This window comes from Haloglomus litoreum (genome assembly GCF_029338515.1).
Classification (GTDB): Archaea; Halobacteriota; Halobacteria; order Halobacteriales; family Haloarculaceae; genus Haloglomus; species Haloglomus litoreum.
In genome coordinates this window covers 3523856-3542649 of the sequence record NZ_CP119988.1, presented here as the reverse complement: position 1 = coordinate 3542649, position 18794 = coordinate 3523856, and the positions used below count along the sequence as shown (strand labels likewise).

19 protein-coding genes and 2 pseudogenes are annotated in these 18794 nt (G+C 69.3%); 13 read left to right on the top strand and 8 right to left on the bottom strand.

All coding sequences use genetic code 11. The features are described from left to right. Positions 1–96 precede the first annotated feature (96 nt). Positions 97–1725: a phytoene desaturase family protein gene (locus tag P2T62_RS17805; protein ID WP_276258362.1), complete on the top strand. Its 1629-nt coding sequence runs from the start codon at positions 97–99 to the stop codon at positions 1723–1725. Position 1726: 1 nt separating this feature from the next. Continuing rightward, positions 1727–2623: a prenyltransferase gene (locus P2T62_RS17800; RefSeq protein WP_276258361.1), complete on the top strand. Its 897-nt coding sequence runs from the start codon at positions 1727–1729 to the stop codon at positions 2621–2623. An 822-nt stretch (positions 2624–3445) separates the two neighbouring features. On the opposite strand, the gene P2T62_RS17795 is transcribed toward P2T62_RS17800, so the two are convergent. After that, entirely contained in the window at positions 3446–4921 is a 1476-nt protein-coding gene (locus P2T62_RS17795; RefSeq protein WP_276258360.1) for a replication factor C large subunit, read from the bottom strand. A 377-nt stretch (positions 4922–5298) separates the two neighbouring features. Here P2T62_RS17795 and P2T62_RS17790 point away from each other — a divergent pair, with 377 nt between their 5' ends. Next, positions 5299–5628 carry a transcriptional regulator gene (locus P2T62_RS17790; RefSeq protein WP_276258359.1) on the top strand — a complete coding sequence of 110 codons (330 nt, stop codon included), beginning with the start codon at positions 5299–5301 and terminating at the stop codon, positions 5626–5628. Positions 5629–5823: 195 nt separating this feature from the next. Here P2T62_RS17790 and P2T62_RS17785 read toward each other — a convergent pair whose 3' ends face one another. From P2T62_RS17785 to P2T62_RS17780, 3 genes and pseudogenes are all read right to left on the bottom strand, one after another. After that, positions 5824–6021, bottom strand: a complete 198-nt coding sequence (locus P2T62_RS17785; RefSeq protein WP_276258358.1) for a hypothetical protein — start codon at positions 6019–6021, stop codon at positions 5824–5826. Further along, positions 5997–6412, bottom strand: a pseudogene (locus tag P2T62_RS23470) (DUF7718 family protein). Before P2T62_RS23470 ends, P2T62_RS17785 begins: the two are co-directional and overlap by 25 nt. A 151-nt stretch (positions 6413–6563) precedes the next feature. Continuing rightward, positions 6564–6716, bottom strand: a complete 153-nt coding sequence (locus tag P2T62_RS17780; RefSeq protein ID WP_276258357.1) for a hypothetical protein — start codon at positions 6714–6716, stop codon at positions 6564–6566. 103 nt (positions 6717–6819) lie between these two features. Between P2T62_RS17780 and P2T62_RS17775 the strand changes: the two genes are divergently transcribed. From P2T62_RS17775 to P2T62_RS17745, 7 genes and pseudogenes are all read left to right on the top strand, one after another. Next, complete coding sequence (locus P2T62_RS17775; protein ID WP_276258356.1) at positions 6820–8094, top strand: hypothetical protein; 1275 nt, start codon at positions 6820–6822, stop codon at positions 8092–8094. A 706-nt stretch (positions 8095–8800) separates the two neighbouring features. After that, positions 8801–9079: pseudogene (locus P2T62_RS23465) on the top strand (transporter substrate-binding domain-containing protein); the annotation flags it as partial. A gap of 7 nt (positions 9080–9086) precedes the next feature. Next, the gene (locus tag P2T62_RS17765) at positions 9087–9812 is read left to right on the top strand and encodes an amino acid ABC transporter permease (protein ID WP_276258354.1); all 726 of its coding nucleotides are present in this window, start codon (positions 9087–9089) and stop codon (positions 9810–9812) included. Further along, complete coding sequence (locus P2T62_RS17760) at positions 9809–10570, top strand: amino acid ABC transporter ATP-binding protein (RefSeq protein ID WP_276258353.1); 762 nt, start codon at positions 9809–9811, stop codon at positions 10568–10570. Before P2T62_RS17765 ends, P2T62_RS17760 begins: the two co-directional genes overlap by 4 nt. Continuing rightward, entirely contained in the window at positions 10567–11559 is a 993-nt protein-coding gene (locus P2T62_RS17755) for an amino acid ABC transporter permease (protein ID WP_276258352.1), read from the top strand. The genes P2T62_RS17760 and P2T62_RS17755 overlap by 4 nt, the downstream gene beginning before the upstream one ends. Before the next feature lie 76 nt (positions 11560–11635). After that, positions 11636–12454 carry a metal-dependent hydrolase gene (locus tag P2T62_RS17750; RefSeq protein WP_276258351.1) on the top strand — a complete coding sequence of 273 codons (819 nt, stop codon included), beginning with the start codon at positions 11636–11638 and terminating at the stop codon, positions 12452–12454. Continuing rightward, positions 12451–12987: a GNAT family N-acetyltransferase gene (locus P2T62_RS17745; RefSeq protein WP_276258350.1), complete on the top strand. Its 537-nt coding sequence runs from the start codon at positions 12451–12453 to the stop codon at positions 12985–12987. Before P2T62_RS17750 ends, P2T62_RS17745 begins: the two co-directional genes overlap by 4 nt. 31 nt (positions 12988–13018) lie before the next feature. On the opposite strand, the gene P2T62_RS17740 is transcribed toward P2T62_RS17745, so the two are convergent. Both P2T62_RS17740 and P2T62_RS17735 read right to left on the bottom strand, forming a co-directional pair. Then, positions 13019–13549, bottom strand: coding sequence for a DUF7978 family protein (locus P2T62_RS17740; protein ID WP_276258349.1), 531 nt, complete (start codon positions 13547–13549; stop codon positions 13019–13021). A 75-nt stretch (positions 13550–13624) separates the two neighbouring features. Further along, positions 13625–14368, bottom strand: a complete 744-nt coding sequence (locus P2T62_RS17735; protein WP_276258348.1) for a metal-dependent hydrolase — start codon at positions 14366–14368, stop codon at positions 13625–13627. A 199-nt stretch (positions 14369–14567) separates the two neighbouring features. Here P2T62_RS17735 and serB point away from each other — a divergent pair, with 199 nt between their 5' ends. The 3 genes from serB to P2T62_RS17720 all read left to right on the top strand — a co-directional run bounded on the left by serB (position 14568) and on the right by P2T62_RS17720 (position 16114). Then, on the top strand, positions 14568–15200 hold the full coding sequence (serB, locus tag P2T62_RS17730) for a phosphoserine phosphatase SerB (RefSeq protein ID WP_276258347.1): 633 nt from the start codon (positions 14568–14570) through the stop codon (positions 15198–15200). Between the two features lie 80 nt (positions 15201–15280). Continuing rightward, entirely contained in the window at positions 15281–15553 is a 273-nt protein-coding gene (locus tag P2T62_RS17725) for a hypothetical protein (protein ID WP_276258346.1), read from the top strand. 42 nt (positions 15554–15595) lie between these two features. Then, positions 15596–16114, top strand: coding sequence for a hypothetical protein (locus P2T62_RS17720; protein ID WP_276258345.1), 519 nt, complete (start codon positions 15596–15598; stop codon positions 16112–16114). Positions 16115–16126: 12 nt separating this feature from the next. On the opposite strand, the gene metX is transcribed toward P2T62_RS17720, so the two are convergent. Together metX and P2T62_RS17710 are read right to left on the bottom strand one after the other, a co-directional pair. Then, on the bottom strand, positions 16127–17350 hold the full coding sequence (gene metX, locus P2T62_RS17715) for a homoserine O-acetyltransferase MetX (RefSeq protein ID WP_276258344.1): 1224 nt from the start codon (positions 17348–17350) through the stop codon (positions 16127–16129). Continuing rightward, complete coding sequence (locus tag P2T62_RS17710) at positions 17350–18678, bottom strand: O-acetylhomoserine aminocarboxypropyltransferase/cysteine synthase family protein (RefSeq protein WP_276258343.1); 1329 nt, start codon at positions 18676–18678, stop codon at positions 17350–17352. Before P2T62_RS17710 ends, metX begins: the two co-directional genes overlap by 1 nt. Between the last annotated feature and the right edge of the window lie 116 nt (positions 18679–18794).

Below are 18794 nucleotides of genomic sequence, written 5' to 3'. Positions count from 1 at the left end.
CTCCGCTGCCGGGCGCGACGCCGACCGTCCCATGGCTCCCCCACGGGAACCGCCCCGACCGGACGACTTTAGCCCGCGCCAGCCCTCTGTGGACGTATGCAAGGGCTCGACGGCGAACGCATCGCCGTGATCGGTTCCGGATTCGGTGGCCTCTCGACGGCCTGTTACCTCGCGGACGCGGGCGCGGACGTGACCGTTCTCGAGAAGAACGAGCAGCTCGGGGGCCGGGCCTCCCGGCTGGAGGCGGAGGGCTTCAAGTTCGACATGGGACCGTCCTGGTACCTGATGCCCGACGTGTTCGAGCGGTTCTTCGGCCACTTCGGCCGTGCGCCCGACGACTACTACTCGCTGACGCGCCTCGACCCGCACTACCGCATCTTCTTCAAGGACGGCGACAGCGTCGACATGGTCGCCGACCGCGACGCCAACGCCGAGACATTCGAGTCCTACGCGCCCGGCGCGGGCGAGACCTTCCACGACTACCTCGACACCTCCGAGTACCACTACGAGACGGCGATGGAGCACTTCGTCTACGAGGACCGCTCCTCGCTCCGGGACTTCGTGGACCTCGACGTGATGAAGGCGGCCCCCGTCGGGCTGAAGCTCCTCGGGACGATGGACGGCTACGTCTCGAACTACTTCGACCACCCCAAACTCCAGCAGATCATGCAGTACACGCTGGTGTTCCTCGGGGGCGCGCCGCAGAACACGCCCGCGCTCTACAACATCATGAGCCACGTCGACTTCAACCTCGGCGTCTACTACCCCGACGGCGGTATCGGGGCCGTCGTCGACGCGCTCGTCGAACTCGGCGGTGAGCTGGGTGTCGAGTACGAGACGGGCGCGCCGGTCGAGGAGATCATCACCCGGCGCGAGGGCTTCGAACTCGTCGTCGGGGAGGCCGCGGATACGGGCCTCCCCACGCGAACCGAGAGCGGGAGTGACGCCGAGACCAGCGTCGACGACGACGACACGGTCGAGGCCACGCCCGACGGCGGGACCGCGGCCACGGACGCCGCGACCGAACGCCGCGAGTCGTTCGACCACGTCGTCAGCGACGCCGACTACGCCCACACCGAGCAGGAACTCCTGCCCGCACACGAGCGGGGCTACGACGCGGACTACTGGGACTCCCGGACGTACGCGCCGTCGGCGTTCCTGCTGTACATGGGCGTCGAGGGCGACGTGGACCCGCTGGAGCACCACACGCTCGTCCTGCCGACGGACTGGGACGAGCACTTCGAGACCATCTTCGACGACCCGTCGTGGCCCGACGACCCCGCGTACTACGTCTGTGTCCCCTCGGAGACGGACCCCTCGGTCGCCCCCGAGGGCCACAGCAACCTGTTCGTCCTCGTCCCCATCGCGCCGGACCTGGAGGACGGCCCCGAAACGAGAGAGCAGTACCGCGAACTCGTCCTCGACGACCTCGCCGAGAACACGGGCGTCGACCTGCGCGACCGCATCGTCTTCGAGGAGTCGTTCTCCGTCTCGGAGTTCGCCGACCGCTACAACTCCATGCAGGGCACCGCGCTCGGGATGGCCCACACCCTCCGCCAGACCGCCTTCCTCCGGCCGCCGCACCGCTCGAAGGAGGTCGACGGGCTCTACTTCACCGGGTCGTACACCACGCCCGGCATCGGCGTCCCGATGTGCCTGGTGAGCGGCCAGCACACGGCGGACTGCGTCATCGAGGACCTCGCGGGGAGCGCACCCGAGCGATAACATGACCGAGCAGGAATCGTTCGCCCTGGAGCGCGTGCTGCCGCCGGAGGACACCGCCGTCGGCTATCTGCTGCGGCTCTCGCGGCCCCGGTTCTGGCTGTATCTCGCGGGCCCCGTGGTGGTCGGCGTCGCGTACGCCGCCACCTCTGTCGGGGAGCTGTTCACCCCGCTCGCGCTCGCGCTGTTCGCGTACTTCCTGCTCCCCGCGAACGTCTTCCTCTACGGCGTCAACGACATCTTCGACGCCGACATCGATGCCGAGAACCCGAAGAAGGAGGGCCGGGAGGTGCGATACCAGGGGTCCCGGCTCGTCGTGGCGGCCGTCGTCGTCTCGGGGCTGCTCGGCCTCGCGTTCGTGCCGTTCCTCCCGCTCGCTGCGGTCGCGACGCTCGCCGTCTTCGGCTTCCTCGCCACCGAGTACTCCGCGCCGCCGCTGCGCTTCAAGACCACGCCGTTCCTCGACTCGCTCTCGAACGGGCTCTACATCCTCCCCGGCGTCATCGCGTACACGGCGCTCTCGGGGCAACTGCCCCCGCTGGGCGCCATCGTCGGCGGCTGGCTCTGGACGATGGGGATGCACACGTTCTCCGCGATCCCGGATATCGAACCGGACCGCGCCGCCGGTATCGAGACGACGGCGACCTACCTCGGCCGGTTCAACACCTTCCTCTACTGCGCCGGGATGTGGCTGCTCGCTGCCGTGGCGTTCGTCTACGTCCACCCGTTCTTCACGGTGGTCCTGATGCTCTACCCGCTGCTCGTCTTCGGCATCACCTTCGCCCGCGTGGACGTGGACGAGGCCTACTGGTGGTATCCCATCATCAACTCGCTGGCCGGGATGGTGATCACGATGGGGGGCCTGTACGTGCTGGTCTACGGCAACCCGTTCGTGGGATAGTACGGCTTCTACGGGATTATCCATCTCTGGAACGACAACACCGGCCAGACAACCGTCTCCGAATCTCTCGGCAACTGGGATGGCGGGCAGGACAACGGGCCCCTGTACGAAGCCCTCGGCCGCTCCGGGGCCGCGGCTCGCTGCGCTCCTCGCTCCGGTCGCTCCGCTCCCTCCGCTGCGGTGCTTGTGCCGGAAGACGTTCCTGCTCGCTTCGCTGCGCGGGCTGCGTCTTCCGTTGCTCGGCCTTCGGCCTCGCCGTCGCCGGGGCACCACGGAGCGGCCTCGCCCTTCGAGTCCACCAGGGCATTGACCGTGTCACGGAGCAGCGACCCTGCCCTTCCCCAGGTCGCGCGGGCCTCGCGGGCAAGCCGCTACGGCCACGCGCTCCCGGCCGACGAGCGGTTGCTCGGCCAGCCGGTTCCGTGGACAGGAAGCGCGCGAGCGCCACCCGTGGCGAACCGCGAGCAACGCGAGCGTGTTCGCCGACACTCGGCGCTCGCGCGGGGAGGTGTGGGGGCACCAGCGCTCCGCTGGAACCACCATGCGCGTCGCTCGACTCGAAACACAGCCCCTGGCGGACTCGAAGGGCGAGCGCTCTCGACCCCGCCCCGACGACGCAAGCACCGCAGGGAGCGGAGCGACCGAGGAGCGCAGCGAGTCGCGGCGGGTCGAGAGTGCGAGGGCTTCGTAGATGTCCTTCTTGTCGTTGCTGTCGCCCGAAGAATCCGCTAGAAGTGCACATAATACATGGAAAATCGACAGAAATTATATATCAAGATTATTCTACGCTAAAATACGGCTTTCAAACCGAACGAGCAATCCCTACATGAAATCACTCAGCCCGGACTGCTGGTCGTCCTCCTCGGCGGCCTCCGCGTCGGCCTCGCGGCCCTCCTCCTCATCACCACCTGACTCGTCGCCCCCACCGAGCGTCGCCTGCGCGACCTCCTCCTCCTCGCCCTCGCCGCCATCGTCCCCGTCTTCCCCCTCAACCTCCGACTCTCCGGCCACGCCACCCGCGAACGCGCCACCGGAATGGTCCACCGCCTCCTGTTCGCGCAGTTCCTCGGCGTCGGCGACGATGTCCTGCACCTTGTTCGTCGACGCGCCGCTACCCGTGATGAAGGAGACGTGGTCGGCGTCCAGTTCGTAGCGCGCGGCCATCAGCACCGTCAGTTCCCGGTTCTTGCAGTGGTGGGTCATCACCGCGAGGAACGGCATGATCTCCCGCCGAGCCGTCGCCGTCGACACCCCGGCGGACTCGGCGATGCGCTCGGCGATGTAGTCCCGCGTCGAGTCCCGGTACGAGCGGTACGGCGCGCCGCCGTAGCGCGTCCAGCCGCCGCGGTCGCGCGTGCGTGCGGCCGCGACGCCGGCGGCGATGTTGTCGGTCGCGTAGCGCCAGTACGTGTAGTTCTGTGTCGCACGCACGCGCCCGAGCCAGCGGTCCGCCTTCGCCAGGTAGCCGTACGCGTCGGCCACCTCGTCGCCCTCGTACACCTTCGGCACCTTGTCCTCGACCCACTGGAGCAGGTCGTCGGGCGTCTCGTCCGTGTCGTAGGCGGTCTGCAGGGCCTCCTCCGGGGACTGCTCCTTGAGCACGGCGTCGAGCAGCGAGAAGATGTCCTGCGTGCGGTCGCGGTCGCTCGTGGACACGTCGTCGACGGTGATGCGCTCGCGCCCCTCCGCGGCGGCCTGCAGGTCCTTGATGGCGCCGCGCAGGTCGCCGTCGTTGGTGCTCGCGATGCGGTCCAGCGCGGCGTCCTCGTACTCGATGCCCTCCTTCCGGCAGATGTCCCGGAGGACGGGGAGGATGGAGCGTTTCCCCACGTCGCGGAACTCGATGTCCCGGCAGGCGCTCCGGAGCCCGCGGGACATCTCGTAGAAGTCGTTCGCGATGAGGACGATGGGCTGATTCGCCGACTTCACGAGGTCCGTCATCGCGCGGGCCCCGCCGCGGTCCTTGTGCTGGTGGAGGTTGTCGGCCTCGTCGAGGATGACGAGCTGGCGGCCGCTCGTCGTGAGCGACTGGTTCATCGCAGCGCCGCCCGCGACGCGCTTGATCTTGTCGGCGGTCCGCGAGTCCGACGCGTTCAGCTCCATCACCGACCACCCCATGTCGTTCGCGAGCGCGTGCGCGGCGCTGGTCTTCCCCACGCCGGGCGCGCCGTAGATGATGACCGCCTCGCCGTGGTCGTCCCACGACCGGGCCCACTCGTGGAAGGCGTCCCGGGCCTTGTCGTTGCCCCGGACCTCCGACAGCGTCGTGGGCCGGTACTTCTCCGTCCAATCTACCATATATTAGCGGTTTTCAGCAGTTGTTGCGTTCATTTCTCGAATATCTTGGTTCGGGTCATATCGAGGGCTGCGTTCGACCGGTTCTCGTCCGTTGCCGCATCTTGGAAGAGCCGACGTGGCCACCGGTCTTGAACCCGGCGACGGCGGAACCATCGGCGTACGGCCCCAACTTCGCAATCTGCCAGGGACCTATCAGAAGTTGTCTGCTGAATATAGAGGCTATATGCAGCAACAGTGGGTGGTGTGCTACTCGTTCTCTTTTCCTGTCGAACTCCCCGGCTTAGCGGTCACTTCAGTACCGATTCCCCCACTTAATAATAATATCATACAGAGTTAAAATCGTACAGATATACCTGCGGTGAAAGCCAATAGCATATATGGCAACAGTCTCTCAGACCTTGTCGTTTGACGACATACTGGATGCGCTTGCAGACGTGCAGCGCCGAAAGCTGCTGGTGGCATTACTGGATCACAACCCCCAGGACGATGCCCCTGTTGTCGTCGACGCCTCGGAGTCGGAGACCGAAGCGCTCCAGCGTCTCATCATGATGAAACATAGCCACCTCCCGAAACTGGAACGGTACGGGTTCATCGACTGGAATCAGGAGACCAAGGAGGTGTCGAAAGGCTCGAACTTCGAAGAGATTCGGCCAGTCCTGGAAGCGTTGCTGGATAATGAGGGTGAGCTTCCCTCAGGGTGGCTGTAACGGACCCCCGATATCTCTTCTCTCTGTATCGGACGACGCAACCCGTCGATTTCGACCACTCGTTCGTGACCGACTAGCGCTCTGTATTCAGCATGTGCCTGTGAACGTCACCAGTGGTTGACAGAATCTAGGATAGAACACCACTGACCCACACGTTCCTGCGATACAGGCAGCGGACACCTGCCGATTTTCGATTCACTCCCCGCCGTCGGGCACGGCCTCACCCTCACCGTCCTCGGCCTGCCGGTGGAAGTAGGCGCTGGCGTCGTAGTCCTCGGGGTCGCCACCAAGGTCCGCCGCCAGTTGCTCGCGAACCTCCTCCTGCACCCGGCGCAGTTCTCGCTTCGCGGCCTCGATTTCCTCGTCGGTCACCGGCTCCTGTTTCCGTGCCATTCTTCGAACCTCCTGATGAAGCGTTGCATGTTCTCTCGTAAGTGGTCTTCGGCGAAATCCAGGGCCACGCCCGCCGGCATCGGGGGTGCGATGTACTCCTGCCGGAGTTTCTCGCCTCACGGTACACGTCCAGATGGATTCCCTCCTCGGTCACGTCGTGCCCACCGTGGTCGGTGACCCGATCGTGGTCGTACCGGACGACTGGGGCCCACTCATCGTCGAGCGAGTACTCCAGCTGGAGGGCGAATCGTGTGACCGTGCCGCTCTCGTGGGAGTAGCCGAACCGCCAGCGGCTCGCGGTGCCCACCGGAACCGTCCAGGTACGGTCGTAGCCACGCCCCAGGTCGTCATCAGTCACGGTCTCGCTCCTACGCCGGACTGGTTCCGGCATCGCACATCAACCTACGGGACAGAAACACCGGACTCGGCGAGGTCGCAAGCAGACTGCTATCAGAACGGACGCATTGCTCTGTCCAGTCCATTGTCGAACGGCAGGCGGGGCCCGGGGTTAGTGGTTGCGGAGCGGTCGTCGAGAGACCGAACTACTCCCTCCCGTCGGGTACCGCCTCGCCCCCATCCTCCTCGGCCTGCCGGTGGAAGTCGGCGCTCGAGTCGGAGTCCTCCGGGTCGCCGCCGCCGACCTCGGCGGCGAAGTCCTCCCCGCCACGTCCGCACCCGGATACGTGCGCCGACACCAGACGCCCACATTTACCGAATATGCGTTCAATAAACGGCTGATTTAAAACATAGAGCGTTCCCGGCAGCACGAACTTCTCCCCGGATGGTGACGCGCCATCCATGAACCGAGCGCAGACCCTCGTGACGCTGACGCTCGCCGTCGTGGTGGTGCTGTCGGTCGTGCCGGCGGCGGCGCAGATGGGCGCGACGGACGCGTCGCGGGCAGGGGCAGCGGTGCAGGACGACCCGAACCCGGACGGCGGTGACGAGGGGACCCCGTGGCTCGCTCCCGGCACGGGCGGGAAGGCCAACCAGGGGCGCGAGGACGACGAGAAGCAGCAGTTCCCCGGCAACACGTCGTTCCGGGTCGACGACCACGCGCCGGGCGCGACGGGGAACTCGTTCAACATCTTCGCCGTCGGGTTCAGCGAGAACATCAACATGCACTGGAACGTGGTCCGGCAGGAGGACTTCCGCTGGGACACGTGCACCTCGACGGACGCCACCGCGTTCGGTATCGACCGCGGGAACAACCGCCCCGGGACCGAAACCGACCGGAGCCTGCTCAACGCATACAAGTCGGTCACGTACACGAAGGACGGCATCTACGTTCGGTTCTTCAAGAGCGAGGGCATTGCGGGCGGCCCGGTCAACATCACGATCAGGGACCAGATCGTCTCGCGGGTGACCAACTGCCTCGAGAACCCGGACGAGCCGGGCTGGTACCGGCTGACCGGGTACATCAACGGGTCGACGCAGATGGACACGACGACCGACTACACCATCTACGGCGCCGCGAAGTACGTCTACGTCTGCGAGGGCTGTGACAGCCGACAGGACGCCATCGAGACGCTCGGCCCCCCGCCGACCACGTGTCCGCCGACCGACGAGTTCGGCCGGGACACGCGGGAGTGGACCTGCCGGACCCAGGAGGGCGAGTACTACAACCGCTCGGACCCGCCGTCGCAGGGGAGCCCGACACCGACCGGGACGCCGACGCCGACGCCACCGCCGGGTGCCACGCCGACACCGACGCCCGACGACCCGGGTCCGGCCGCGAGCACGCCCACGGCAACGGCCACGGCGACGGCCAGCCCGACGCCGGTCGACGATTCGCAACCGGCCGCGAGTACGCCCACCGTCACGCCCACTGCGACCGACACCGCGACCGCCCGGCAGTCCGGCGGAGGCGACGGGGGGGATGGCGACGGCAGTGGCGACGGCGGTGGCGGCCCCACCGCGGTCACGAGTGCTGGCGGGTCTGGCGGGACCAGTGTCGGCGCGAACACGCCTGGTCCACGGACGCCGACAGCCGGCTCGGGCCCCGGCCTGGGTATCGCCGCGGCGCTGGTCGGACTCGTCCTGACGGCGGTCCTGGCGCTCCGGCGCGACTGACCGCCCGGTCGCTCGGCTGCGCCGCTCTATCTCGACGCTACCGGGAGACAGGACTGGAACCGGAGGGGAAAGCTACTAATCCGTGATATATGTATACGAACATATGTCAACCGACCACGGAACTGACCGTCGTTCGTACCTGAAAGCCCTGGCCGCCGGGAGCGCCGTCACGCTCGCCGGCTGTACCGACAGCGGTGACGGTGGTGGCGACGGCGGTGACGGCGGTGACGGTGGCGACGGCGGGGGCAGCTTCATGCCATCCTCGCTGGACGACCTCTCGGGCCACCCCATCGGCGCCCAGAAGGGGACCACCGGCGAGAGCGTCATCCAGGAGCAACTCATCAAGCAGAACAAGCTCGAGGAGTCGAACTACAACGCCTACGACAACTACACCCTCGCGGTCCAGGACCTGGAGAACGGCAACATCGACGCCATCGTGCTGGACGAGCCGGTCGGCGCGACGTTCGCCGACCAGCGCGCGGTCCAGGTCGCGTTCATCTACGAGACGGGCGAGCGCTACGGCTTCGGCATCCGCGAGGGGGACAGCGACCGCCAGCAGGCCATCAACCAGGGACTCCAGGCCGTCCGCGACAACGGGACCTACGAGGAGCTCCGCAACGAGTGGTTCGGCTCGGAGGACGGCGGCAGTGGCGGCGGGAGCGGCGGGAACGACGGCGGCGACGGCGGGTCCGACGGACCCGAGATCGTCGCCGGGACCGCGCCGGGGTTCCCGCCGTTCGAGATCAAGCGAGACGGCGAGCTGACCGGGTTCGACGTCGAGCTGTTCGAGGCCATCGTCGCCGAGACGGAGTATCAGTTCGGCGGCTGGAAGGAGTTCGAGTTCGACGCGCTCATCCCGTCGCTCCGGGACGACAAGATCGACGCCATCGCGGCCGCGATGACCATCACCGACCAGCGGGACAACGCCATCGACTTCTCGGACCCGTACTACAGCGCCGACCAGTCCATCATCGTCCGCGAGAACTGAGCCGATGACCACAGTGTTCGCGTCGGTCGCCGGTCGGCTCGACCCCGGAGTGGTCCTCCAGGCGGGGGACTGGGCGTTCGTCCTCAGGAACGCCGACTTCCTCCTGTACGGTGCCGGCGTCACGGTGGCGCTGACGCTGACCAGCGTCATCCTGGGCCTGCTCGCCGGGCTCCCCGCGGGTATCGTCGAGGTGTACGGCTCCGGGCCCGTCGCGGCGACGGTGAGCCGTGCGGGCGTCCTGCTTCGAGGGACCCCTATCCTGGTCATCCTGGCGTTCACGTTCTTCGTCAACCCCATCAACGTCGGCGCGTTCGAGGCCGCCACGCTGGGACTGGGCCTCCGGAGCGCCGCCTACCAGTCACAGATTTTCCGCGGCGCCATCCAGAGCGTCGGCGAGGGGCAGATGGAGGCCGCCCGCTCGGTCGGGATGAGCCAGTTCGAGGCCATCCGGCACGTCGTCGTCCCGCAGGCGCTCCGGCGCTCCATCCCGGGGTTCCAGAACGAGTTCACCATCGTCCTGAAGGACACCAGCGTCGCCTTCTTCATCGGCCTCGCGGAGCTGCTGACGCGGGGGTTCAACCTGTTCACCCAGCCCGGCCAGTCCACGAGCGTGCTGGAGGTCATCCTCGCGGTCTCGGCGGTCTACTTCGTCCTGACCGTCCTCACCAACCAGGGGCTCGAACTGCTGGGACGGCGCTTCGCCATCCCGGGCACGGGGGGTGAACGATGAGCGACGGCCCCCTCCTTGAGTTCGAGGACGTCCACCAGTCCTACGGCGAGGAGGAGGTGCTGAAGGGCATCTCCTTCGAGATGGACCGTGGCGACGTGGAGGTCGTCATCGGACCCTCCGGCTCGGGGAAGTCGACGATGCTGCGCTGTGTGAACCGGCTCACCGAGATCGACTCGGGCACCATCTACCTCGACGGCGACCCCGTCACGACGCCCGAGACTGACGTGAACGCGCTCCGGCGCCGGGTCGGGATGGTGTTCCAGGACTTCAACCTGTTCGCGCATCGGACCGCGCTGGGCAACATCACCCTCGGGCTGCGCGAGGTCCTCGACATGCCGAAGGAGGCGGCCCGCGCCGAGGCGATGTCGCAACTGGAGCGGGTCGGCCTGGCGAACCAGGCCGACTCCTACCCCGCCGAACTGTCGGGCGGCCAGAAGCAGCGCGTCGGCATCGCCCGCGCGCTGGCGATGGACCCCGAACTGATGCTGTTCGACGAGCCGACGAGCGCGCTCGACCCCGAACTCATCGGCGAGGTGCTGCGCGTGATGCGCGACCTCGCCGCGGACGGGATGACGATGCTCTGTGTCACCCACGAGATGGGGTTCGCCCGCGAGGCGGCCTCCACGATATCGTTCCTCGACAAGGGGAAGGTGGTCGAGCGCGGCCCGTCCGAGCAGCTGTTCGAGAACCCCGAACACCAGCGGACGGGCGAGTTCCTGGAGCGCCTGACCAGCCTCCACGGGGGCGGGCACGGATGAGCACCGAGACCGCCGACGAGCCGGGGAGTTCGGCGACCACCCGCGGCACCATCGGTGTCGAACTCGGTCGCCGACCGCTGTTCTACGCGGTTCTGGGGCCGTTCTGGGCCTGGCTCGTCGTCCGGTGGGTGTACGACTGGGTCGTCGTGCCGGGGACGAACGTGACCTCGCGGGAGACGTTCTTCCCGACCCAGCCGTTCGTGACGGCGGGCGAGACGCTCCGGCAGGTGGCCGCGCCCGCGCCGGTCGCGGGCGTGCTTGACTGGCTCGCGGGCGGCCTGGACTTCATCGCGTTCGGCATCGAGGCGCTCCCGCAGCTCGCGGCCGGCGCCTGGGTCACCATCGTCCTCACGGTGGTCCCCATCCTCGCAGGGCTGGTGCTGGCGGTCCCACTCAGCGTCGCCCGGGTGTACGGCAACCGGGCGGTTCGGTATCCCTCGCTCGCCGTCACGGAGCTCATCCGCGGGACGCCGCTGCTCGCGCAACTGTTCGTCCTCTACTTCGGACTGAGCCTGACGAAGTACGTCCGCGAGGTTCCGGGCGTCGGCGTGGGCGTCCTGCCAGACACGGCGGTCGTGGTCGCGCTGCTGGGCTTCACCATCAACTCGGCGGCCTATCAGTCCGAGTACATCCGGTCGGCGCTGCTCTCGGTCGATTCGGGGCAGTTGACGGCCGGGCGCGCCATCGGTCTCTCGAAGGTCCAGGCCATCCGGCACGTCGTCCTGCCGCAGGGCCTGCGCTTCGCCATCCCCGGCTGGTCGAACGAACTGATCTACCTCATCAAGTACTCCTCGCTGGCCTCGTTCATCACGGTCCGGGAGCTGTTCTTCCGGGCCGAGGCCATCGGCAACGAGACGTACCTGTTCGTCCAGATCTACACCGTCGCCGCGCTGTTCTACATCGCGCTGGTCGTCTCGGCGTCGGCGGTCATGAGCTACGTCGAGGACCGGGTCGCCATCCCCGGCCTCGGGACGCGCGGTCGGCGGTAGGTCGCGGGCCCGACGACAGGTCGCGGGGGCCACACCCGCCGAAACCGCTTTGCCGTCCGCGGCCCGCCCTCCGGCCGTGCCCTCGACGGTCGTCCACGTCGCCTTCGGGCTCCTCGTCGCCGCAGCCGTGCTCGGGCCGTACTTCGACCGGCGGGCGCTGCTCGTCGTCGCGGGGGCCGTCGTCTTCGTCGACCTGGACACCGTCACGAGCCTCCTCCTGGAATCGACCCACCGCGCGCTGTTCCACACGGTGCTCATCCCGCTGTTCGCCGCGACGTACCTGTACGCCGAGACGCGACTCGGCGAGCGGTCGCTGCTCCGCGAGCGCTACGGGGACCGCGGCGTCCGGGTGGCCTGGGCGGCCATCGCTGCCGTGGTGGTCTCGGGCATCGGCCTCGACCTGACCAACCCCGCCGGGGTGAACGTCCTCTTCCCGCTCCACGACCAGTTCTACGCCTTCAACGGCGCCGTCAACGTCTCCACCGACGCCGGCTTCCGGCAGTCGTTCGTCGACATCCAGACGGCGACGCCGGAGCCGAACACGACCACCGACGCCCGGCCGAACGTGCAGGTCGACGTGGGGGGGCAGGGCTCGACCCGGGACTACCACGTCGGCAGCGGCGTCAACCCGGACAAGGGCCGCGAGCCGAAGGACGTCCGGCGGGTCTTCCCCGTCGTCTTCCGTGGCTGGCAGCTCCTGCTCGTCGTCGCCAGCGTGGTCGGCCTGACGGTCCGCGCGCGGCTCTCGCCCGGCGTCGACGTGGCGGAGACGACGCCGGTCCCCGCCGAGCCCGGGTCGGATGCCCGACCCGCGGTCCGCCGGGTCGCCGACGATGCGAGCGGTGGTACCGAGTCGGACTCCGACGAGCCGGCCGACGACGGGGGTGCCCCGTGACCAGTCCCACCGTCGGCCCGGACCCGGACCCGGCCGTCCGCCCCTACGACCCGGCACGCGACGCCGACGCGCTGTGGGCCGGCAAGCGCGCGTTCGAACTCGGCCTCGGCGAGGCGGGCGATACCGAGAAGGAAGCCGCGTACGCCGGGAAGCTCACCGACGACTACCGCGAGGACTGGCTCGCCTGGGTCCGTCGCTGCGTCGAGACCGACCCCGGCTGCGTACTGGTCGCGGTACCAGAGCGGTCGGCGGAGCGGGGACCGCCGCTCGCCGGCTACGCGTTCCTGCTGCCCGAGCGACTCGCGTTCGTCTGGGACGCCGCCGTCCTGAACGAGCTGTGGGTCGCCCCGCGCAACCGGGGGACGGGCCTGGCCGACGACCTGTTCGAGGGAGTCCTGGCCCACGCCCGCGGACAGGAGCTCCCGCTGGACCGGCTCCTGCTGGACGTGGACGCGGAGAACGAGCGGGCCCGCGCCTTCTACGAGCGACACGGCTTCACCGGCTGGGGAGAACTGGTCGCCCGTGACCTCTGAGGCGGGGATGCGAGCCGGAAACGGCGACCGGTCAGTCGGTGACCGTCGCGACGAGGCCGCCGACGGTCCCGAAGACGAGCGGGTAGACCAGGCCGGCGAGGAGGATGCCGGTCGCGAACACCGGTCCGGTCCCGTCGGCCTGGAACGCGAACAGGTCGACGAGGACGAGCACGAGGTAGCCGAGGGTCAGGGGGACGGCGCCGAGCAGGGCCTCGACCGGCTCGTCGATGTCCCGGTACTGCCCGACGGCGAGCCCGGCCGCGATGAGGACCAGCGGCGGGACGGCGTAGAGGATGGGACTGAACCCGTCCTCGCCGATGAAGCTCCCGGTGCCGCTCCCGAGGAACCCGAGGTCGATCATCGTCTCGACGAAGTGGGCGTTGAAGAATACCCAGCCCACGGCCTTCCACGTCGGGATGTCGGTCGCCTGCCGGAGGACGTTGTCGCGGATGCTCCCCGAGGTGATGATGAACACCAGGAGGTACCCGACCAGCTCCGCGACGGCGCCGACCGCGGCACCGACGCCGAGCGGTACATCCCTGTCGCCGACTGAGACTGACATTTCGTTCGGGGCCACTCGCGGCCGTCGAAAGTAGCTTCCGGCCGACGCGTGCGTGAGGGCTCCTCACGTGCCCACTCAGTCGTCCGTCGGGGCCGTGTCGGCCTCCGTGCCGGTGCCCGCCTCGCGGCTTCCGTCCCGCGCCGACGGGGCAGCGGCCCCGGCGGACGCGTCCGAGTGCGCGGCGAGCCAGCCGACCAGCGGTGCCGAGACGAGCACGAGCAGCTGCCAGCCCGACTCCACGACGTCCACCACCCGCTCGGAGTTGCCGTTCGGCCCCCGGACCGGGTTGAGCGGCGAGGAGACGAAGAACTCGGCGGTGCCGCCCTGTTGGCCGACGTAGACCGCGTACCCCTGCTTCCCGAACTGGACGTACGACTGCGCGAAGAACTCCTGGTTGGTGAACACGATGCCCCCCACGAACGCGTAGAACTGGTCCCGGACCGGCCAGAACGGGTTCGCGGTGGCGATGTTGAACAGGTCCAGCCCGATGCCAGCGACCGCGTAGACGACGACACCGACCCACGCCAGCCGCACGCCGGCGGGTCCGAGTCGGTCGACGACCCGCCGGTCGCGCCGGGCGTCGGCGTAGAGGACGGCGGCCGCGAGCCCGGGGATGAACAGCGTGTGGAGGACGGCGCCGTGGGTGCTCTCCGGAACGGGGAGCCCACCGGGGACCGCGAGCAGGCCGACGGCCGCGTCGAGGTCCGGCGCGGCACCCGCCAGCAGGGCGACGACCGCCGCCCGCCGGTCGAACGCCGCGCCGAGGGCTGCCGCGGCCAGGATGACTCCGAGCGCCGCGTGGACGACCGTCGGTGGCACGCCTCCGTCTGTGGTGGCTGCGAGTATCAACGTTCTGCCGGTGGGGATGCACAGCGACGGCTCGCTTCCCGGAGGGTCCGTATCCCGGTCCGCCGCGGCTCGAACCGCCACGCCCGGCACCCGGGTATCCCTCGACGTGCCGGTCCCGTCAGCAACTCCAACGCGGGGGATTCAAGCCCGGACCGCCGAAGGGGTACGTATGCTCATCGCGTTCGACTTCGACGGGACGCTCAGCGACTCGGAGATGACCGTGCTCCTGGGGGGCGAGCAGGGTGTCGCCGAGGAGATGGCCGACATCACCGAGCGGGCGATGAACGACGAGATCTCCTACGCCGAGAGCCTCCGTTCGCGGGCCGAACTGCTGCGGGGCCTGCGGGAGAAGAAGGCCGAGCGCGCGTTCGGTCGGGTGGAGCTACGCCCGGGTGCCGCCGAACTCATCGATGCGCTCCGTGACGCCGGCCACACGGTCGCCATCCTCACGGGTGGGTTCGAGCGCGGGGTCGCTCGCGCGCTCGACGACGCCGGCACGGACGTGGACACCGTGGTCGCGAACCGGCTTCCGATGCGCAACGGCAAGCTGACCGGCGACGTCGAGGGGCCGCTCATCGAGGGGACCAAGGACGAGGCGCTGGAGGACCTCGCCGACGAGGTGGGCGTCGACATGGCCGACACGGTGGCCGTCGGCGACGGCGCGAACGACCTGCCGATGCTGGAGGTCGCCGGGCTCGCCGTCGGCTACGAGCCCAAACCGGCCGTCGAACCCCACTGCGACGTGGTGGTGGCGTCGATGGCCGAACTGCAGGAGCTGCTGGGCGAGCGCGGCGTCCTCTGAGGCGGGCCGACGCGCCCGACGGCGCCGCGTCAGACGCTCGTCGCACGGGGTTTGACGACCGCTGCCCGGCTCTCCCTGGTATGGGACTCGGGTTCGGACTGGTGCTGCGGATGCTTCTCTGGGGCCCCCGCCGGCTGGCGCTGTGGGCCGGCGCCAACCCACTCCGGACGGCAGGGGGGGTCGGCGCACTGGTCGCGGGGTGGATCATCGTGGCCTCGCTCTCGCCGGGGACCGGCGTCGCGCCGGACCTCGCGGGCGTCACGGTCGAGCGGCTCTGGCGCTTCTCGCGGGCGCATCCGGCGTACCCGGTCGCGGTGGTCGTGGGGTGCGGGGCGCTGTTGTTGCTGCGGTGAGTCCGCGGAACCGGTTTCCGTCCCGGGGACGAAACGACGCGCATGGAGGATTCACCGGGGCCACAGGCGTTCGTGGAGTACTGCCGCACCCAGGCCGCACTCCTCTCCGGCCGCGTCCAGCAGATGGGTGAGGCGGCTGACGAACTGCTGGACGAGGTCGACGAGGAGCTCGACGCCCTCCGCGGCGACCTCGACGACGCGACCGAGGGGACCGCCACCCCGCCCTCGACGGACGACCCCGACCGTCCGGAGCCGGGTGCCGGCGAGGCGGCCGACGCGGCCGACGCCGCCGAGTCCGCGGTCTCGACGGTCGAGCGCAAGCAGACGCTCGTCGAGGCGAAACAGGCCCGGATGCACGCGTTCAACGACCTCGCGGGCGGCTACGCCGACCTCGCCGAGGCGCTCGACGACGTCGAGGACGGCGCCACGGCCCTGGAGCGCGTGGTCGCCTTCGAGGTCGACCACGACGCGCCGGCCTACTTCCCCGACCGGGAGACGCTGGCCGAGACGGTGGCTGGGGATGGGGACGGCCGGGCCGACGATGCCGACGCCGAGGAGTGAGAAGCCGCCCTCTCAGTCCGAGAACAGCGAGGTGTGGACGGGCGCGAACTCGCTCTCGCGCTCCTCGTCGTCGCGGGTGTCCGTGACGGACTTGCCCCGGACCCCGTCGGCGAGGAAGTCCGCCAGCGGCGGGCCCACGCGGTCCGGCTCGACGAGGAAGGCGTCGTGGCCGTGGTCGCTCTCGATGACGTGGTGGGCGGTCCGGGCGCCCGCGGTGCGGAACGCCTCGGCCAGGTCCTCGCCCTGCTCGACGGTGAAGTGCCAGTCGCCCGTGAAGGAGACGACCATCGCCTCGCCGTCGAACGCGGCGAGCGCCTCGGCGTCGGACTCGTACCCCGACGCGAGGTCGTAGTTGTCCATCGCCCGCGAGAGGTAGAGGTAGCTGTTGGGATCGAACCGCTCGGCGAACTTCTCGCCCTGGTAGTCCAGATACGACTCCACGTCCCGGTAGGGGAAGAAGTCCGCCGCCGGATCGACGGGGAACGTGTCACGGGCTGCATCCCGTGAGGCGGAGCGTCGGCCGAACCGGTCGTGCATCGACGACTTCGAGAGGTAGGTGACGTGGCCGATCTGGCGGGCGATGGCGAGGCCGTTCTCCGGGCGCGGGCCCTCGCCGTAGTAGTCACCGCCCTGCCAGGCCGGGTCCGAGGTGATGGCGCGGCGGGCGATGCCGTCGAGCGCGACGATCTGCGGGTCGAGGCGGGCCGCGGTCGCCACCGGGATGACGCGGTCGACGTGGTCGGGGTGGCGCTTCGCCCAGTCCAGCACGTTCATCCCGCCGACGGAGCCGCCGACGACGGCGTGCAGGTTCGGGACGCCGATGTGGTCGAGCAGCCGGCGCTGCGCGCGGGTCCAGTCCCCGACCGTGACCGGCGGGAACCGCGTGCCCCAGTGCTCGCCGTCCTCGTCTCGACTCTCCGGCCCCGAGGAGCCGTAGCACGAGCCCGGGACGTTCACGCAGACGACGTAGTAGGAGGTGGTGTCGATGGCCTTCCCGGCGCCGACGATGTCGTCCCACCAGGCGCGGGCCTGGCCGGCGGTGTCGGCTCCGCCGCTCCGTCGCCGTCCGGCGACGTGTGCGCTCCCGGTGAGCGCGTGGCAGACGAGGACGGCGTTGTCGCCCGTGAACTCCCCGTACGCCTCGTACGCGAGCTCCAGGTCGGGGATGGACTCGCCGCACTCGAAGGTGAACTCGCCGACCGAGACGGTGTCGGCCTCGTGGGGGACACCCTCCATCAGTCGCTCACCTCCGCGGAGGCGCGCTCGATTGCCCGTTCGAGGTCCGCCACGACGTCGGCGGGGTCCTCGATGCCGACCGAGAGCCGGACGAGGTCCGGCGTGACGCCGGAGGCGCGTTGTTCCTCCTCGCTGAGCTGGGCGTGCGTCGTCGAGGCCGGATGGATGAGGAGCGTGCGGGCGTCGCCGATGTTGGCGAGGAAGCGCGCGAGCTCCGTCTCCTCGCAGACGCGCTTGCCCGCCTCGAACCCACCCTCCAGGCCGAACGCGACCATCCCGCCGAAGCCCCCGTCGAGGTAGCGCCGGGCGTTGTCGTGGGTCTCGTGGGACTCGAGGCCCGGGTACGTCACCCACGCCACGTCCTCGTGGGCGGCCAGCGCGTCGGCGACCAGGGCGGCGTTCTCGCAGTGGCGCTCCATCCGCAGGGCGAGGGTCTCCAGGCCCTGGAGGGTGGCCCACGCGTCGAACGGGGACTGCTGGCTCCCGACCGAGCGCACCGCGCGCTGGCGCGCGGCCATCGTGAACGCGCCGTCGCCGAACGTCTCCGCGAAGTTCACCCCGTGGAACGCCGGGTTCGGCCCGCCGACCTCGGGGTACTTCTCGGGGTACTCGGCCCACGGGAACGAGCCGTCCTCGACGAGGACGCCCCCGACCGTCGTCCCGGAGCCGTGGATCCACTTCGTCGTCGACTCCCAGACGAGGTCCGCGCCGTGCTCGAACGGCCGACAGAGCGCCGGGGTCGCGAACGTGTTGTCGACGAGCAGCGGGACGTCGTGGTCGTGGGCCACCTCGGCGATGGCCTCGAACGGCGGGACGACGAGCGACGGGTTCCCGACGGACTCGACGTGGACGTACGCGGTGTCCTCGTCGATGGCGTCGGCGTACGCGTCGGGGTCGAGCGTGTCGACGAACCGCGCCTCGATGCCCCGGCGGTTGCCGGTCCGGGCGAGGTAGGAGTGGGTGCCGCCGTAGATGGCCGATGAGGAGACGACGTTGTCGCCCGACTCCGCGAGAACGTAGGTGGCGGCGTCGAGCGCGGCCATCCCGGAGGCCGTGGCCAGCGCGGCCGACCCGCCGTGGAGGGCGGCGAGGCGCCGCTCCAGCCTGCGGGTCGTCGGGTTGCTGATGCGCGAGTAGATGTGGTCGACCTCGTCCAGTGCGTACAGGTCCGCCGCCGTGTCGGCGTCCGGGAACTCGTAGGAGGTGGTCTGGTGGATGGCCGTCGCCGAGGCCCCCGTCGCCGTGTCGGGCTCGTGGCCGGCGTGGACACACCGGGTCCCGAACCCGAGGCCCGCAGGGGTGTTCGCGTCCGGCTGCTCGTCGGTCATGTGCCTCGTGCATATATCTCTACGAATCTATAACCCTCAGTTACGGCAATACTTGCGGGGTCGGCGGGCGTGACCGGGTGCGGCGGGATGGCGACTCGCGGTTTCGCAACTACCAA